Source organism: Roseomonas genomospecies 6, assembly GCF_008365375.1.
GTDB lineage: Bacteria > Pseudomonadota > Alphaproteobacteria > Azospirillales > Azospirillaceae > Azospirillum.
Genome location: NZ_QOKW01000002.1, coordinates 74,485 through 91,210, shown reverse-complemented (window position 1 = coordinate 91,210; position 16,726 = coordinate 74,485). Strand labels below are relative to the sequence as shown.

Here is a 16,726-nt window from a genome sequence, read left to right as displayed (position 1 = left end):
TCACCCCCGCGCCATGATGTCGGCTTGGAACAGGTGATCGACCGTCACCGCAGCTTCGCCAGCGGCAAGACGGGCATTCGTGAGAAGCTGTTCCAGGCTATGAAGGCCAATGCCACCCTTGAGGCAGCCTGCGATCAGTTCATGTTCGCGCCGTCCGGAAAGCCCCATGTGCTGGCAAAGGGATTTCACGTCGTCATGGTCCGGCTGCGGCATGACAAGGCGCTGACCGATGCGGGCGCGGAAAGCCGCGAAGGCTTCTGCGGTAGCCTTGGCCCTGCGTCCCGGCTGCGGTGCCCACAAGGCTTCCATATCGGGCGTTCCCACCAGCACGAAACCGCACTTGGCCTCGTCCCAGATTTCCCGGACGATGTGCACCAAGTCGGGCGTCATGTGATTGGCTTCGTCAATGATCACCAGCACGCCCGGCTTGCTGTGGAGATAGCCGACCAGCTCCTCAGCCAAATCGGCCTTGCCCGTGTGAATGGTGTGCGGGAGGCCAGCGGCACGGCACAGCCGCACCAGGAAGGGTTGCGGCGTGTTGGCAACCACGGGCAAGCGCATATAGACGGTGTTGGACGGGTGCCGTTCGGCATGGGCCTTGGCCGTTGTGGTCTTCCCGGTGCCCGTGGTGCCGACGATGACGCCGATCTGCCGCAACTGGCGGCACACGTCGAGAAGGTCACCCGCATCCCGGAAAGCCCGGATGGCGCAGGGCTTTCCCAAGGCGTCCGCATCCACTATGTTTGTGTTCTCAGTCATGTTACCTCACAGGCTGAAATCCGGGGTCGCTCCCGGTGCGGGCCGTCGGGTGTTGCCTCACCCGGCGGCCTTTAGCTTTTCGCGTTCCATGATCATGCGCCGCACGTCCGCGGAACTTGGGCGGGCGGACCGGTCCGGAGTGGCAGGAAGGTTGCGGGACAGGCGCGCGGCCTCGCGGAACTCGGGCCGAATGCTCGCCTTGCCGCCGGGCAGCGCAACCGGGGCGGCCCCGGACACTGCGACTGCGGCGGCCATTGACTGTTCCAGGTCGATCCGGTCGGTTTGACCTTCCAGCGCACGGATTTGGCGATTGAACTCCGCCGTCATGCGCTGCTGTTCACCCGCACCCGCGATATCGTCGAAGCTGAAGACGGGCACGGGTCGCGCCACGCACAGGGGTTTGTTGTCTTCATCGAAGACGAACAGAGCCTCGCGGTTGCCGAACAGCGGTTCACGGACGATGACGGACCCGACACCGGCCAGCATCAACAGCGCGTCATGCCGGTAGAGCGTGCCATTCCAAGAGAATTCGCCACCCGGACGGACCTTGCGCGCATCCTCGACACAGAAGGCGACAGCCAATTCAGCCGGATCAAGCAACAGGCTTTGCCAACCGCTCGCGACAAGCTCAGCGAAGCGCACGGACGGGGACTTGTTCTTCAGGTGTCCCGACTGTGTCTTGACATGGTAATAGGCAAGCGCATTCGCGAAGGATGCCTTGAAGTCCTCGAAGGTGCCCGGATACGGCACTGGCTCCCGGCCTTGGTTCTCGACCTTCTTCTTCATCCGGTCGCCGCCAATGTGCCCAGGGATTTGCGCCAGGGCAGTGCGTTCCAGGACGGCGAACAGCGTCTCGATGACCTTGCTCTGCGGATTGTAGGGCCGGGAGCGGTGCATACCGGCATCGGCGCCGAAGTCCGCCACGTCCCGCACCTCGACCGCGTGCTTGAGCTTGGTCAAGTCCACAACGAAGTCACCCCAATTGTATTCGCCGCCGTGGTCAACATAGAGCCGCGTTGGCACGCCCCAATTCGGGTCAGCGCACATGTCTACAAAGGATTGGATGACGTGTTCGCGCCGGATCATCTGCCCCTTTGGCATCACGAACAGGCTGACGAAGGCGCGGTTCGTGGCAAGGTCCATCCACGCCACGGCTTTGACCGTGCACAACGAGCCGTCATCGCGGCGGAAGGCGATGTCGATGTGGTGCACGTCGCCCGCAACCCATTCCATGGGCCGCAGGTGCGAGCGGTCGCGATGCACGCGCGGCGTCTGGATAGCGGCGGAACGGCCAGCATCCTTGCGTCGGATGGCGACGGCCCGGAAATTCCGCTCCCGCTCAATCAGATCACGGGGCAGCATGCAGGCCGCCCGTAGCTCGTCATCATTCACCGTGCACCCGGCCTCGCGGGTCAGGGCCATGACGAAGGGCAGGCTGTTCAACTGGACGGTCGGCCATGTCGGGGCACCGGAACGCCACTGCGAAGCGATGTGTCGCTGCACTGCCGCCGCGATCCGTTCTTGTTCGGCCTCGCTCAACCCGGCGGCTTCTGCCAGTGCATCCCAGGTCCGGGAGATGACGACGCGGCGCTGGCCGCGATCAGCGCGGGCCTTGCGCATCAAGCCGGCAAAGCCGGCGGCTTCGTATTCGGCAATCCAGGCGTACAAGGTCCGTTCGGAAACGGGTTGGCCGCGCCGCGCCCCCGCCTGATAGCGGGCCGTCCGGGCAATCTCCGTAACGGCGGTGGAACGTTCGGATGAGCCGCGCGGGTGCGCCAGCGCGGACCGGATGAGGCTATGCCGCCATGCCCAGCTATCAGACAAACGGGGATTTGCCGCTGGCCGGTTATCTTGCGTGACGGAAGTAACGGGCTGGGATGCCAGAGCCGATGTGGGGGCAATATTTGGAAAATGGGTATCCACATCAGGATTGATTGCTGGCAGACTGTCGGCGGAAACTTCGTACTGAATGCCGCTCCGTCCTCCACGACCGTGGGCCAATCGCACGTTTAGATGATGCCCGCGCCAGGGCTTTCCAGCATGCGCCCGCGCCAGCGCTTGCCGCGCCATCCGCTCAGAGATACCGACGCGCGCAGCAAAGGAAGCCGCATCGATCCAGGCGATAGTGGGGTTGCCATCCATGGCGCTATGTGTATTATAATAGGCATCCATGCATGATAGTATGGCACCTATTTTAGTAGGTGGTCAACCTGAAAAAGAGGCTTCCATGGTCGAAACTACCATTGGCTCACGGCTGCGGGACGCGCTCGCGGAAAGCGGCATGTCGTTGGCTGCGCTTAGCGAAAAGGCGGGGCTGGTTTACAGCTCCGTCCAGAACTACGCCGCCGACAAGCAGAACCCCGGAGCGGAAGCCCTTACCAAAATCGGGCGTGCAACCGGGATCAATCTGCATTGGCTGCTGAGTGGAGAAGGTGAAAAGTTCACCAAGGCCGTCGCGATCATCCCGCGCGAAATGACGATGCGGGATTACCAGGAGCTTCGCGCCCGGTTCACCAATTTCGATGAAGTGTTCACGTTCAAGAACCCGTGGGAATTTGGGGACGTGAAAGAGAACATGCCCGAATACGAAGCCATGTCGTTTCGTGGCACCATTCGCGCCATGGAAGCGCTGGGCATCGGCGACGTTCAGTCGGTTCTGGCTGGTCGGAACCTTGACCATATGTCGCGAGACGAACTTGCGACCGTGTTCCGTCAAGTCATCGAAACTGTGCAGCCGGCCGGCTAACCGAGGGCTGCACCAGATCAGGCCGGGCGACGTTTGGACACGTTGCCCGGCCTTTTTTGTGTCTGCTGACAGCGGGGCAGGTAAGCTCAGAGGGGGGCCGAACTAGGCTCCGCAATAGGTCCGCAATTGGCTCCGCAATCACACAGCGGCATTTGCATGCGTGCGCTGTCTTCTTGTTTGTCAATAACTTAGCACGCCACCCCGATTGCGGAGCCTCCCCGCTGGGGGTCGAACTATTGCGGTATAGTTCGGCCCCCTGTAAGCTGTTGATTGGTAAGCTGTTTCAGCCGTGCCAGTGCAGGATAATTCCCGCATGTCAGTGCGAAATAATTTCCGCTATATCAGCGTGGGGCAGGTCTTGCCCCCTCCCTGACCCTCCCCCGCCTTTGGCGAGGGAGGGGATTCGTGCTGCGGGCGCGAAGAGTCTCGCGAGTGAGGGTGGGGGCCGGTTTCCGCACCTGCGCAACTCTGTGGAGCGTCTCACAGCGGTCCAGGCCCTCCGCCGCCTAGCCTCGACACGCCGGCGACAGGCCGGTGCGCATCATCTTCGGAGGTCCGATCATGCCCGTCCGATCACGGGGCCAGCCCTTCTTTGGGCCGGGTCCGCAGGCCCGTCCTTCCCCCTTCGCCGCCTGGACAGGAGTCCGGGAAACGCCAATGATTCCGCGATCCCCGCCGGTGGAGGCGTGCATGGCACAAAAGACCCTGAGCGCACTCATGGGTGCCGCCCTGACCCTGGCGGCTTTCGGCGCCGTCGGTTTCGCGGCCAGCCGTGCGGCGGCGGAGCAGGCCGTGGTGGTCGCCTCCACCGCCCCCGGCTATGTCCAGGGGCAACTGGTCCCCGACGGAGCGGCGGTCAGCGTGCCGGACGGCGCCAACGCCATGTTCCTGTTCGCCAACGGGCGCATGCTGCGGGTGAAGGGGCCGTTCGACGGGCCTCTCGACCGCATGCCCGACGCCTCGGGCTGGGGCGGCGTCGGCAGTCTCGTCGGTGGCGAGCGCTTCTTCCAGACCGATCTGGGCGCCGCCCGCGCGGTCGGCAGTCCCCTGCAGAAGGGGGAGGAACAGGTCTTCACCCTCGACCCGGGCCGCGCCGGGACCCAGTGCGTGAAGTCGGGCGGCACGGTGCTGCTGCGCAAGCCCGCCGACCCGGCGCTGGTCCCGGCCACCCTGCGCGAGGAGGGCCGGGGCGCCGCCGTCACGCTGCGCTGGGACAAGGGGGCGACGGTGCCCTGGCCGCGCGAGCTTCCGATGGCCGACGGCAACAGCTTCACCGTCGCCGGAGCGGACGGGCGGACGCGCCACAGCCTGACCCTGCGCGTGATCCCCGCGGATGGGCAGGGCGCGGAACTGGCCATGCGTTTGGCCGGCGCGGGCTGCGCCACCCAGGCGGCGGCCCTGCTGGACCCGGTCAGGGAGAGCGTGGCGCCGCTGAACCTCTATCTGTCCACGGACCGCGGCCTCTACCCGACCTACCGGTCCGGGGAGACGGTGACGCTGGTGCTCCAGACGAACCGCGACGCCCACGTCTACTGCTACCTGCGCAACACGCGCGGCCAGTTGACGCCGATCTACCCGCCCGGTCCGTCGGACAGTTCGCTGGTGGAGGGACACCGCACCCTGACGTTGGACGGCGACCGCATGCCGGTGCCCCTGCGCGCCGCGGAACGGGCGGGGAGCCTGTCCGCCGACCAGGACGTCCGCTGCTTCGCCGCCGGGCGCGATCTGGGCGCCGACCTGCCGGGGCGGCGTGACGCCTTCCGTCCGCTGACCGACGAGGCGGCGGCCCGTCTGGAGCGGACGCTGAATTCGCTGAAGCAGACCGATCTGGTTATGGCGCAGGTGATTCTGCGCGTGGAGTGAGGGCGCCGCCGTTGGGGACATCGGGGGGCAGGCCGGGCCGGGTGAAGGCCGCGTGGCTCGCCAAGGGTTTGATGGCCAAGGGTTTGATGGGAGTGGCCGCGGTGGTGGGCGTGTCGGCGGCGGCGCTGGGGCTGACCCGGCTGGTGCCGCCCCTGCGCTCCGCCGACGAGAGCTTCCGCGACCTCGCCATCGCCTATTTCACGCCGCCCGCCCCGCAGCATCCCGGCATCGTCCTGGTCACGCTGGGGGAGGACCTGTTCGCCACGCTGGCCTGCCGGTCGCCGGTGGACCGGGGTTTCCTCGCCGATCTGGTGGGGAGGCTGGAGGCGGCGGGGGTGCGGGCCATCGGGCTGGACATCCTGTTCGACCAGCCGACCCTGCCGGCACTCGACGAGCGGTTGCGCCAGCGCATCCAGCGCGCAAAGGTGCCGGTGGTCGCCATCACGGCGCTCGGCGACACGGCGCTGACGGAGGAGCAGCGCCGTTATCTCGGGCGGTTCCTCGACGGCATTCCGCACGGCCACGCCAACCTCGCCAAGGACCGGCTGGACGGCACGGTGCGTTGGCATGTGCCGCGCGGTCCGGACGGGCTGCCCAGCTTCCCGGCGCGGATGGCCCAGCTTGCCGGAGGGGCTGCGGGGGGGGAGGTCCCGGCGGAGCCCTTCCGCATCGACTGGCACGCCCGCCCGTCGCCGGACGCGCCGCCCTTCCCGACCTATCCGGCGGACATGGTGGGAATGCTGCCGCGCGGCTGGCTGGCCGGGCGGATCGCCGTGGTCGGCACCGTGCTCGTGGGGGTGGACCAGCACCGCACGCCTCTGTCGGTCGCCGGCCTGTCCACGCCGGGGGTGGAGATCCAGGCCCACGCGCTGGCCCAGATCCTCGACGGGCGGACCAGCCGCGACCTGTCGTCCGGCTGGGCGGCGCTGCTGGTCCTGGCGCTGAGCGCCGCGGGTGTCGCGCTGGCGGTGGCCGGCTGGCCGGTGTGGCTTCTGGTGCCGGCGAGCCTGCTGGGTCTGCTGGGCCTGTGGGCGGCGGCGCTGGCTCTGTTCGCCCAGGGCGGGCCGCTGGTCGCGATGATGGCGCCGTCCGCCGCATGGCTGGGCGGCATCGCGGCGATGACCGCGCATCTGTCGCTGAAGGAGCGCGCCGACCGCCGCAGCATGATGCAGTTGTTCGCCAACCACGTCTCCCAGCCCGTCGCCGAGGAGATCTGGCGGGAGCGCGCGACCTTCCTGGCCGGCGGGCGCCCCCGTCCGCAGGAGCTGACCGCCACCGTCTTCTTTTCCGACATCGAGGGCTTCACCACCGTCTGCGAGGCTCTGGAGCCGGAGCCGCTGATCCTGTGGCTGGAAGGTTATCTCGACGCCATGGTCCGTGTGGTGGCGGCTCATGACGGGATCGTGCTGCGCTTCGTGGGCGACGCCATCCTGGCCGTCTTCGGCGCCCCCGTCGCCCGCACCACCCAGGCGGAGATCGACGCCGACGCGGAGCGCGCCGTTCGCTGCGCCATCCAGATGGGGCGGGAACTTCACGCGCTGAACCGGCGCTGGCAGGCGGAAGGGCTGCCGCCCATCGGCATCCGCGTGGGCATCCACACGGGGCCGCTGGTGGCGGGCAGCCTGGGCGGGCTGCGGCACATGGAATATTCGCTGCTGGGCGACACCGCCAACACCGCCGCCCGGCTGGAGGCGCTGGGCAAGACGGTGGACATGCGTTCCTCCCCCCATTGCCGGATCGTCATCGGGGAGCCGACCTGGACCGCGTTGCAGGGCAAGGTCGCGGGCCTGCCGGTCGGCGACATGGCGCTGAAGGGCAAGCGCAAGGCGGTCCGCGCCTGGCTGGTTCTCGACCGGGGGGGCGACCGGGAGGAGGACAAAGCCCGGCCCGCGGAGGCGGCGGGGGAGTGACCGTCACTCCCCGTATTCGGGATTAGGCTGAATGAGCGCTTGGTGCGCAGGAATCGAAATCATAAGCTGGTGTGACAGGCAATTTTATGCCGACAGGTGCCGGGTGCGGGGTGCGCAACCGCTTTCCCACCATGGAGCCGGCCGATGTCCGACGAACCGTTGACGCGGCGCTGGTTAGGCGGGTGGCTTCGGCCTCTTGCCGCCTTCGTCCTGCCCCTCGTCCTGCTGTTGCTGGGCCTTGCCGCCGGGGCGCCGCAGGCCGTCGCACAGATGCCCCCGCCTCCGGAAAAGCGCATCGCGCTGGTCGTCGGCATCGGCAAGTACGAGTTCGCCCCCGAGCTTCAGAACCCGGTCAACGACGCCAAGGCCATCGCCGAGGCCCTGCGCAAGCTCCAGTTCGAAGTCGACGAGAAGTTCGACATGGACAACCGCGGCTTCGAGCGGGCGCTGCGCGACTTCGGCATCCGCGCCTCGCAGGCCGATGTGGCGGTGATCTTCTACGCCGGGCACGGCATCCAGGTGGGCGGCAACAACTACATCGTCCCGGCGGACGCGAAGCTGGAGCGCGAACGCGACCTCGTCTACGAGGCGATGCCGCTGAACCTGATGCTGGGCGAGCTGTCGCAAGCCCGGAAGCTGGGCATCCTGATGCTCGATTCCTGCCGCAACAACCCCTTCGTGGACCGGCTGAAGCAGGCCGGTCAGAACCGTGTCCAGGTGAATTACGGCTTCGCCCGCGTGGACGATACGCCGAGCGATACCCTGGTCGCCATGGCGACCCGCGCCGACCAGTTGGCGGAGGACGGGCAGGGCGACCACAGCCCCTACACCGACGCGCTGCTCCAGCACCTCCAGACACCGGGACTGGAGTTGAGCCTGTTCTTCCGCAACGTGCGCGACACCGTGCGGCAGGCGACCAACGGGCGGCAGGAGCCCTACATCTTCGGTTCGTTGGGGGCCGCACCCTTCTACTTCAACCCGCGCCCGCCCAACCGCCCGCCGGTGCTGGGGGAGATCCGCCCGCTGGAGCTGTCCGACCGCGCCGACCCCGAGCCGCTGCGCATCGGGCGCCCGACCGACCCGGACGACGACCAGCTCTTCGCCCAGATCTCCGGCCTGCCGCTCGGCGGCAGCGTGCGCATCGGCGACCGCATCGTGCTGATCGGCGATTACCTGACGGTGGAGCAACTCGCCGCCACCAGCTTCAAGCCGGACGCGACGGCGGTGGGGGATGCCGGGCGCTTCGACTTCGCCATCATGGACGGGCGCGGCGGCGTCGCGCGGGGCGGGGTGGCGATCACCATCACGCCCAGCAACCGCGCGCCGGTCGTCGCCGGGCCGCGCACCATCCGCGCCCTGGCGAACCCGCTGGCCATCGATCCGCCCGTGGACCCCGACGGCGACGCCCTGACCATCACCGTCACCGCCGTGCCCGACCGCGGCAAGGTGCGGGACGGTGCCACCCTGGTCCGCCCCGGCGACCGGCTGCCGCCCGAAGGGCTGGCCCGGCTGACCTTCGATCCGGAGCAGGAGGCCGCCGGCCCCGCCGGAGCCTTCGCCTATCTGGCGGAGGACGGGAAGGGGGGACGGGCCACCGGCACGGTGGCGTTGGAGATCGCTCCGCCGGGCGCCGCCCCCACGGCGCCCGCGCTGGAGGAATCGCTCTGGCAGATGGTGAAGGGCAGCCGCGAGGCCGCCGACTTCGAAGCCTTCCTGAGGCTGTTCGGCAACGGCACCTACGCGAAGCCGGCGCGCGAGAAGCTGGGCGCGCTCGCCCCCGCCACCAAACCCGCCGCCAAACCGCCGGAAGTCGCCGCGGCGGAACCGCAACCACCCCCGCCACCTCCGCCGCCTCCGCCGCCGGTGGTCGAGGCCGCGTCACCGCCTCCACCCGCGCCACCTCGCCCCGCGCCGCCTCAAGCCGAGCCGGAACCGGAGCAGGTGGCCGCCGCGCCCGCCAACGGCAACAGCGCGGTGCGCAACCACAGCCGGTCCGCCAGTTTCCGCGATTGCCCCGATTGCCCGGTGATGGTGCGCATCACGCCCGGCAGCTTCATCATGGGCAGCGACCAGGGCGACCGCTCCGAACGCCCGACGCATCGGGTGACCATCGCCAAGCCCTTCGCGATCGGCGCCTACGAGGTGACGGTGGCCGAATGGCGCGCCTGCGTGGAGGGCGGCGGCTGCTCCGGCGGCATGCCGCGCATGACCAAGCCCAGCGACGCCACCCCGATCCACAACATCTCCTGGCTGGAGGCCCAGGCCTACACGAAGTGGCTGAGCCAGAAGACCGGCCAGCGCTACCGCCTGCCGACCGAGGCGGAATGGGAGTACGCGGCGCGCGGCGGCACGACGGGCCGCTATTGGTGGGACGGGCAGACGGGGACGCTCGCCAATTGCAAGGACTGCGGCGGAACGCAGGAGCGTCTGACGCCGGCCTCGGTCGGCAGCTACAAGCCGAACCCCTTCGGGCTGCACGACATGAACGGCGGCGTGGCGGAGTGGGTGGCCGACTGCTGGCATCCGGACTATGGCGGGGCGCCGACGGACGGCAGCGCCCGGACGTCGGCCAACTGCCGGGAGCGCGTGCTGCGGGGCGGGTCCTGGCGGGCCAGCCTGAACGACATCAGCGACACCGCGCGGCTGTTCTACGACGCCGACGTGCGGTACCTGAACAACGGGGTGCGGGTGCTGCGGGAGTTAAATTGAGGGGGGAGTGGTTGAGGTGGGCCCCCTCCCAATGTTGACAGACAGTGAACCCTGGAGTGGGCGGGATATGACGGGATTTGGCGGGATGCCGTGGGATCGTTGATTCCATTCGGGTTTCCCATCGTCGCCCCAGCGCTCCCAAAATTCCGTTGAACCTGGAGTGCGGAGAAAATCCGCCTCCGGGTCATTTATCTTTGGAGCGCCATAGGGACCGGTCGGCGGGCGCTTCAGGCGTCTCTTAGCGGGCCGGGATACCCTCTTAACACGCTTCGAGAAAACCGTGCGAAGCTGCATATTCGCGTATGAGTTGTCAACTGCCCCTTCAGTATGCACACTCTCGTGTGGGGTATTCCGTACCACTCTCAGGCCAAGCGTTTGCTTGAGGCGGGATCGCTGGCCGCGGAGCGCAGCTCGTTGCGGAGCTGGGCCAGCCGCATCTTGAGAGCGCCAGGATAGTCCTCCGGGCCGTCCGATGCAGCCACGATTTCGTTGACCAGGCGCGCGGCCATGCGGCCGAGGTGAACCGGCGCGAGCCCCTGCCCGGCATCCTTATAGGCCGCCGTGATCCCATCCACCAGACGAGCCATCAGATCCTCATCCAGCATATAGGCCGGAACGGCCATGCTGGTTCCTTCGGTGCCCTCATGCCCGGAGTGCTTGGCCTCGATCAGATACATCTCACCATGCCCGGTGATGATCCAATCCAACGAGTACCCAAGCTCTTGAAGGCGGGCGAGAAATTCGTGGTCAGGCAGGTTCTTGCCCTGCTCGTAGTTGGCGAGGGTGTTGAGTTTCCAATTCAGCTTCTCGGCCATCGGTGCGTCTGACCTATCCCATGCGCGGCCTGTCGGGCGGGCCGATGGGGATCGTCGTCGGTCAGGACATCGACGACGACGACGTGACACTCACCATAGCGATTTTCGGCCAATGACAAACGCCCTCATCAGCACCATGGATTGGGTGTCGAGCGCCGGCACCGTTCTGAGCACGAACAGCGAGGTCGATGGGCTTGGAGTAGCCAACCTCGCGACCTTGTCGCCGGAGGAGGTGTGGCGGTCGCTTCCAGGCAGCGGGCGGTGGGTCCAGGCGGACTTCGGCCGGCCGGTCGAGGTGGGCGTGGTCTGCCTGGTTATGCCGCGCAGCGGCGTCCAGCTCGGAACCGGCGAAGGAATTACGCTGACGCTCGACGCCGCCACGCCTGGAACTGGCACGCTTTTGTCTGTTCCGTTGGTTAACGCCGACTATGGCTATTGGTGGAGCTTTCTGCCGGCGGCGCAGTATCCACGGTACCTGCGTCTGACCGTTGCCTCCGCAGCACCGTATGTCCAGGGGGGCGCCTTTGGGCGGGGCCCGCCCACGTCATGGCACGCAACTTCTCCTATGACTGGGCGCGGGAGTGGGTCGACGAGGGCAAGAAGAGCAAGGCGCCCAAATCCGGTCGACGGTTTCGCACTTTTGGGCCTCGGTATCGACGGTTGTCCATCACCTTCCCGCGGGTGCCTTCGTCCGATGCGGACGTGATCGAGGATGCTGATCGACGTCTGGGATGCCTCGGGCAGATGCTTATTTGCACCCATCCGGACACACCGCTTCGCCGCGTGCTGCTGGGCACGCCGGAGAGTGTGACCCCCATCACGCAGCCACGGGTGTCCGCGTTTTCCAAAACCTACATCATTGAGGAAGACCTATGATGGTGAAGTACGGCAACAGAGTGTTGCAGACCACAACGACGGTGGGGACCGGCACCTACACGCTTGGCGGTGCGCCGACCGGCTGGAACAGCTTCCTCTCAGCGGGCGGCATCACCAGCGGCGATCGAGTTGGGTACACCGTGGTCGACAGCCTGGACCAGCCCACCCAGTGGGAGGTTGTCGAGGGAGTCATCACCGCAGGCAGTTCCGTCACCCTAACGCGAGCGGCGGTGCTCAGTTCATCCAACGGCGGGGGGGCCGTGAACTGGGGTGCGGAGACGAAGTATGTCTACTCGACAATCCCAGCCCAGCGTGCCATGGCGAAGGATGAGAACGGAGGCGTTCCCTTCGACGTGGGCTCTGCTGTTGCACCATCTGCATATTTTGGCCCGTGGAGTGGTAGCGGGTTCTTCTCTCCCGGCGCCGATGCCGTCGCCGTCGCCAATGCTGGCGTTGAGTCATGGCGGCTGTCCGCCACCGGCAACATGTACGTGGGCACTGCCGGCACCGCCCAAATCCCGGGGGAGAGGATCGCCGTCCGGGGCTTCGTGACCGTGGGTGACACCACTCACACGGGCCTCATCGGGCCAACCGGAGCCGGGACCATCGTTGTGGGCGCCTACTCCGGCACGACCGTGGAACTGCGCTCCGCCAATGTCCCGCAGGTAATGGTGCTTCCGAAGGCGTCTGCAAATCGCGCAATCACATTCATTGGAGGCTCGTCGAGCGACGGTACTTGCGCTACGATTGGGACCAATAGTGGAGATCTGGGGGTCCAGGCCAATCTCCGTCCTGTCGTCGACAACGCGTATTCGTTAGGGGCATCGGATGCCCGGCTCTCTGCGATTTGGTCGGCGAACGGGACCATCCAGACATCCCATGGCCCGGACAAGGCCGACCGCGAGCCCATCGATGGCGCGCGCGCCGCAAGGTTCCTGGCCTTGCTTCAGCCGATCACCTTTCGCTGGCGAGAGGGTGGCGTACAGATCGACGTCGTGCCCGACGAGCCGGAGATCGTGGAGCGCCAGAAGATGCGGCGGGTGCAGCGAGAGGTCGAGCGCGTGGCCGTCGAGAATGGCCGGGCCATCGTCCGGGTCGAATTCGAGGAAGTCGACGAACCGATGTTCCTCGAATATCCAATGTTCACCGAGGCGGGGCAGGCGATTCGCGGCGCTGATGGATCGCAGATCACCTACCGGGTCCCCGTGATGGAAACCGTGGAGATCCCGCGCAGCCGACTTGTGCTGACCCCGCGGGCCGGTCGTCGCCGGCATGCAGGGTGGGTTGCGCAGGATGTGGTCGCCGCCGCGCTTGAGGCAGGTATAGCGACCCGTGATGGCGATGCTGTAACCGCTCCTGGGTTCTGGGTACTGGAGGAGGATGGTCGCCAAGCGCTCCGGCCAGACCAGTTGCTGCCCTATTTCGCGGCGGCGGTCCAACACCTGTTTCGCGATCTTGATGCGCGGGTCGAAGCCATTGAGCGGAGCAAATCGAATGCTCCAGATTGATGTGTCCGGCACTCCAAAATTATGTGGCGCGCTTCACCCAACCCTCCCCCACTTCGCGGGGGAGGGCTCAAATCCCCTCCCTCGCCGAAGGTGGGGGAGGGTTAGGGAGGGGGCCCAACGCAACCACTCCCCCTTCACCCATTCGCCTCCGCGATCTCCTCCAACGCATCGCGGTCGAGCAGGGTGATCCGCCCGGATTCCACGGAGATCACGCCGTTCCGCTGCCACTCGCCCAACAGCTTGTTGATGCTCTCGCGCGAGACGCCGACCAAACAGCCGAGCTGCTGCTGCGACAGCTTGATGTCCAGCTTCAGCCCGCCCGGCGCTGGCTTGCCGAACACGTCGGCCAGCCGCATCAGCGCCCGGGCGAAGCGGGAGGACGCTTCCAGGAACAGCGTGTCCTCCAGATGCTCGCTGGTCTGGCGCAGGCGCTTGCACAATACGGTGATGAGCTGGAGCGCCACCGCCGGCCGCTCGTTCAGCAGGGGCACGAACTTGGAGCGGTCGAGCACCAGCAAGTCCGTCTCCTCCAGCGCCACGGCATCGGCGGTGCGCGGTTCCCCGTCCAGCAGGGCGATCTCCCCGAACAGGCCGCCCTTGTTGATGATGTTCAGCACCAGTTCCTTCCCGTCGGTGGAGTGGGAGCAGATCTTCACCCGCCCGCGGATGACCGCCATCATGCTGTCGCCGGGGTCGCCCTTCTGGAAGATGACCGCGCCGGGCCGGAAATAGGCCAGCCGGGCGCTGGCGGCGAGGCGTTGCAGTTCCGGCTTCTCCAGATGCTTCAGCAGGAAGTGCCCCGACAGCACCAGTTCCTTGTCGAACGCGATCCGCACCGTCGTCATGGCCGCCCCCACCCGGGTTGTGCATAGCCAGTGTACAAGGCGTGCGGCCCACGTCCGTGGCGCCCAGAGGCGGTAACGCGCTCGCCCGCGCCTGCCACGTCCTTGCGGGTATCGGGGGCAAGCCGACCGAAGGTGAACCTTGTTCTGTCCAATGGTTCGTGGCTACCATCATCCGCAAGGCGTCCGGTATGAGGCGCCATCCGGAAAAGTGCAGGGGAGGGCATGACCGTGGACGCCGAACTGGCCAGACGCACGGCCAACCATGTGCCGCTGACGCCGCTGGACTTCCTGCGCCGCTCCGCGATGGTCTATCCGGACAAGACCGCCGTGGTCTACGGCCCCCTGCGGCGGAGCTGGGCGGAGGTGGAGCGCCGCGCACGCGCGCTGGCCTCCGCGGTGACCGGGGCCGGCGTCCGTCCGGGGGAGGCGGTGTCCGTCCTCGCCTTCAACACCCCGGCGATGCTGGAGGCGCATTTCGGCATCCCCGGCGCCGGGGCGGTGCTGAACGCCGTGAACACGCGGCTGGACCCGCCCGCCGTCGCCTTCATCCTGGAGCACGCCGAAAGCCGCCTGTTCCTGGTGGACCGCGGCCTGTCCGCCGTGGCCCGCGCCGCGCTGGAGCGCATGACGAACCCGCCGCGGGTGGTGTGGATCGACGATCCCGCCGGGCAGGACGCCGATCCGGTCGGGGATGTGGAGTATGAGGACTTCCTGAAGACCGGAGACCCCTCCGCCCCCTGGCGCGTACCGGAGGACGAGTGGGAGTCCATCGCGCTCAACTACACGTCCGGCACCACGGGGAACCCCAAGGGCGTGCTGTATCACCACCGCGGCGCCTATCTGAACGCGCTCGGCAACGTCGTCACCTTCGGGCTGCGGCCCGACAGCGTCTATCTGTGGACGCTGCCCATGTTTCATTGCAACGGCTGGACCTACCCCTGGGCGGTGACGGCGGTGGGGGCAACCCATGTTTGCCTGCGCACCGTGGACCCGGCGGCGATCTTCCGCCTGATCGCGGAGGAGAAGGTCACCCATCTCTGCGGCGCGCCGGTCGTGCTGACCATGATGATCCACGCGCCGGACGCGGTGAAGCGGGTCTTCGATCACGGCCCCGTTCAGGTGGCGACCGGCGGGGCGGCGCCGCCCAGCGCGGTGATCGCGGGCATGGAACGGATGGGCTTCCGCCTGACCCACCTCTACGGCATGACCGAATGCTACGGCCCCTCCACCGGCTGCGCGTGGCAGGAGGGCTGGGCGGACCTGCCGCTGGAGGAGCGCGCGGTGCTGATGGCGCGCCAGGGCGTGCCGAACGTCACCATGTCCGCGCAGACCGTGCTCGACCCCGAGACCGGCCAGGAAGTCCCCGCCGACGGCGAGACTCTCGGCGAACTGGCGTTGCGCGGCAACACGGTGATGAAGGGTTATCTGAAGAACCCCACGGCGACCGACGAGGCGCTGCGCGACGGCTGGCTGCACACCGGCGACCTCGCCGTCCTGCATCCCGACCGCTATGTCGAGATCAAGGACCGCGCCAAGGACATCATCATCTCCGGCGGCGAGAACATCGCCTCGCTGGAGGTGGAGGAGGTCCTCTACAAGCACCCCCATGTCATGGAGGCCGCCGTCGTCGCCCGTCCGGATGCGAAATGGGGCGAGAGCCCCTGCGCCTTCGTCACGCTGAAGCCGGGATCGGAGGGGCGGGTGACGGAGGCCGATGTGATCGGCTGGTGCCGCGACCACCTCGCCCATTTCAAGGCGCCCCGGACGGTGGTGTTCGGTGCCTTGCCGAAGACCTCCACGGGGAAGATCCAGAAGTTCGTGCTGCGCGAACAGGCGAGGGGGTTGGGAAGGGGGCCCGATGCATGAACTCCAGCCCTAATAGCATGACTTCAGGACCCACCCCATGACCCTCACCCTCACCAACCTCAGCGCTCTCGTCACCGGGGCCTCGTCCGGCCTGGGCCGGCATTTCGCGGGCGTGCTGGCCGCTGCGGGAGCCCGCGTCGCCCTGGCCGCTCGGCGGCGCGAGAGCCTGGACGCCGCCGTCGCGGAGATCGAAGCCGCGGGCGGCCAAGCCGTCGCCGTCCCGCTGGACGTCACCGACGCCGCCTCCGTCCGCGACGGCGTTCAAATGGCCGCGAGCGCGCTCGGCGGGCTGGACATCCTCGTCAACAACGCCGGGACCACGGTGTCCAAGGCGGCGCTCGACCATGGCGAGGAGGATTGGGACCGCGTGATCGACACCAACCTGAAGGGCGCCTTCCTCACCGCGCAGGCGGTTGCGCGCGTGATGAAGGAGCAGGGGCGGGGCGGTTCCATCGTCAACATCGCCTCCATCCTCGGGTTGCGCGTGGCGGGCCATGTCGCGGCCTACGCCGCGTCGAAGGCCGGGCTGGTCCAACTCACCCAGGCGCTGGCGCTGGAATGGGCGCGCCACGGCATCCGCGTGAACGCCTTGGCCCCCGGCTATATGGAGACCGACCTGAACCGCGATTTCCTGGCGACCGACGTAGGGCAGGCGCTGATCCGGCGGGTGCCGCAGCGGCGGCTGGGGCGGCTGGCGGACCTGGACGGGCCGTTGCTGCTGCTCTGCTCCGACGCGTCGGCCTACATGACCGGGGCGGTCGTGCCGGTGGACGGCGGACATCTGGTCAGCACCTTGTAGCAAGCAAAGAAGAAAGAACGACGGAGAGGA

Annotated in this window: 12 protein-coding genes; 8 read left to right on the top strand and 4 right to left on the bottom strand. The window is 67.4% G+C overall.

All coding sequences use genetic code 11. The features are described 5' to 3' along the window. Together DS843_RS02825 and DS843_RS02820 are read right to left on the bottom strand one after the other, a co-directional pair. Nucleotides 1-759, bottom strand: coding sequence for an AAA family ATPase (locus tag DS843_RS02825; RefSeq protein WP_149467390.1), 759 nt, complete (start codon nucleotides 757-759; stop codon nucleotides 1-3). Nucleotides 760-816: 57 nt separating this feature from the next. Next, a complete protein-coding gene (locus tag DS843_RS02820) occupies nucleotides 817-2,931 on the bottom strand; it encodes a helix-turn-helix domain-containing protein (RefSeq protein ID WP_149467389.1) in 2,115 nt (704 codons plus the stop codon). A 55-nt stretch (nucleotides 2,932-2,986) separates the two neighbouring features. Between DS843_RS02820 and DS843_RS02815 the strand changes: the two genes are divergently transcribed. The 4 genes from DS843_RS02815 (at nucleotide 2,987) to DS843_RS02800 (ending at nucleotide 9,987) form a co-directional block, all read left to right on the top strand. Next, nucleotides 2,987-3,505 carry a helix-turn-helix domain-containing protein gene (locus DS843_RS02815; protein ID WP_167525179.1) on the top strand — a complete coding sequence of 173 codons (519 nt, stop codon included), beginning with the start codon at nucleotides 2,987-2,989 and terminating at the stop codon, nucleotides 3,503-3,505. Nucleotides 3,506-4,195: 690 nt separating this feature from the next. Beyond that, a complete protein-coding gene (locus DS843_RS02810) occupies nucleotides 4,196-5,368 on the top strand; it encodes a DUF4384 domain-containing protein (RefSeq protein WP_167525178.1) in 1,173 nt (390 codons plus the stop codon). A 71-nt stretch (nucleotides 5,369-5,439) separates the two neighbouring features. Next, nucleotides 5,440-7,278 carry an adenylate/guanylate cyclase domain-containing protein gene (locus DS843_RS02805; RefSeq protein ID WP_149467386.1) on the top strand — a complete coding sequence of 613 codons (1,839 nt, stop codon included), beginning with the start codon at nucleotides 5,440-5,442 and terminating at the stop codon, nucleotides 7,276-7,278. Between the two features lie 144 nt (nucleotides 7,279-7,422). Then, nucleotides 7,423-9,987, top strand: coding sequence for an SUMF1/EgtB/PvdO family nonheme iron enzyme (locus DS843_RS02800; RefSeq protein WP_149467385.1), 2,565 nt, complete (start codon nucleotides 7,423-7,425; stop codon nucleotides 9,985-9,987). 362 nt (nucleotides 9,988-10,349) lie between these two features. On the opposite strand, the gene DS843_RS31705 is transcribed toward DS843_RS02800, so the two are convergent. After that, nucleotides 10,350-10,802, bottom strand: coding sequence for a helix-turn-helix domain-containing protein (locus DS843_RS31705; protein ID WP_286191903.1), 453 nt, complete (start codon nucleotides 10,800-10,802; stop codon nucleotides 10,350-10,352). Nucleotides 10,803-11,348: 546 nt separating this feature from the next. Here DS843_RS31705 and DS843_RS02790 point away from each other — a divergent pair. Further along, nucleotides 11,349-11,678, top strand: a complete 330-nt coding sequence (locus DS843_RS02790) for a hypothetical protein (RefSeq protein ID WP_149467384.1) — start codon at nucleotides 11,349-11,351, stop codon at nucleotides 11,676-11,678. Further along, nucleotides 11,675-13,186 carry a hypothetical protein gene (locus tag DS843_RS02785; RefSeq protein ID WP_149467383.1) on the top strand — a complete coding sequence of 504 codons (1,512 nt, stop codon included), beginning with the start codon at nucleotides 11,675-11,677 and terminating at the stop codon, nucleotides 13,184-13,186. The genes DS843_RS02790 and DS843_RS02785 overlap by 4 nt, the downstream gene beginning before the upstream one ends. A gap of 134 nt (nucleotides 13,187-13,320) precedes the next feature. On the opposite strand, the gene DS843_RS02780 is transcribed toward DS843_RS02785, so the two are convergent. Next, complete coding sequence (locus DS843_RS02780) at nucleotides 13,321-14,031, bottom strand: Crp/Fnr family transcriptional regulator (RefSeq protein WP_149467382.1); 711 nt, start codon at nucleotides 14,029-14,031, stop codon at nucleotides 13,321-13,323. A gap of 222 nt (nucleotides 14,032-14,253) precedes the next feature. Here DS843_RS02780 and DS843_RS02775 point away from each other — a divergent pair, with 222 nt between their 5' ends. Further along, the gene (locus DS843_RS02775) at nucleotides 14,254-15,897 is read left to right on the top strand and encodes an acyl-CoA synthetase (protein WP_149467381.1); all 1,644 of its coding nucleotides are present in this window, start codon (nucleotides 14,254-14,256) and stop codon (nucleotides 15,895-15,897) included. A 37-nt stretch (nucleotides 15,898-15,934) separates the two neighbouring features. Continuing rightward, on the top strand, nucleotides 15,935-16,696 hold the full coding sequence (locus tag DS843_RS02770) for an SDR family NAD(P)-dependent oxidoreductase (protein WP_149467380.1): 762 nt from the start codon (nucleotides 15,935-15,937) through the stop codon (nucleotides 16,694-16,696). The last annotated feature ends 30 nt before the right edge of the window (nucleotides 16,697-16,726 follow it).

What these genes read in the sequence shown, in the direction of transcription:
- DS843_RS02825 (WP_149467390.1), bottom strand. Translation starts at nt 759, where the DNA reads ATGACTGAGAACACAAACATAGTGGATGCGGACGCCTTGGGAAAGCCC.
- DS843_RS02820 (WP_149467389.1), bottom strand. Translation starts at nt 2,931, where the DNA reads ATGGATGCCTATTATAATACACATAGCGCCATGGATGGCAACCCCACT.
- DS843_RS02815 (WP_167525179.1), top strand. Translation starts at nt 2,987, where the DNA reads ATGGTCGAAACTACCATTGGCTCACGGCTGCGGGACGCGCTCGCGGAA.
- DS843_RS02810 (WP_167525178.1), top strand. Translation starts at nt 4,196, where the DNA reads ATGGCACAAAAGACCCTGAGCGCACTCATGGGTGCCGCCCTGACCCTG.
- DS843_RS02805 (WP_149467386.1), top strand. Translation starts at nt 5,440, where the DNA reads ATGGCCAAGGGTTTGATGGGAGTGGCCGCGGTGGTGGGCGTGTCGGCG.
- DS843_RS02800 (WP_149467385.1), top strand. Translation starts at nt 7,423, where the DNA reads ATGTCCGACGAACCGTTGACGCGGCGCTGGTTAGGCGGGTGGCTTCGG.
- DS843_RS31705 (WP_286191903.1), bottom strand. Translation starts at nt 10,802, where the DNA reads ATGGCCGAGAAGCTGAATTGGAAACTCAACACCCTCGCCAACTACGAG.
- DS843_RS02790 (WP_149467384.1), top strand. Translation starts at nt 11,349, where the DNA reads ATGGCACGCAACTTCTCCTATGACTGGGCGCGGGAGTGGGTCGACGAG.
- DS843_RS02785 (WP_149467383.1), top strand. Translation starts at nt 11,675, where the DNA reads ATGATGGTGAAGTACGGCAACAGAGTGTTGCAGACCACAACGACGGTG.
- DS843_RS02780 (WP_149467382.1), bottom strand. Translation starts at nt 14,031, where the DNA reads ATGACGACGGTGCGGATCGCGTTCGACAAGGAACTGGTGCTGTCGGGG.
- DS843_RS02775 (WP_149467381.1), top strand. Translation starts at nt 14,254, where the DNA reads ATGACCGTGGACGCCGAACTGGCCAGACGCACGGCCAACCATGTGCCG.
- DS843_RS02770 (WP_149467380.1), top strand. Translation starts at nt 15,935, where the DNA reads ATGACCCTCACCCTCACCAACCTCAGCGCTCTCGTCACCGGGGCCTCG.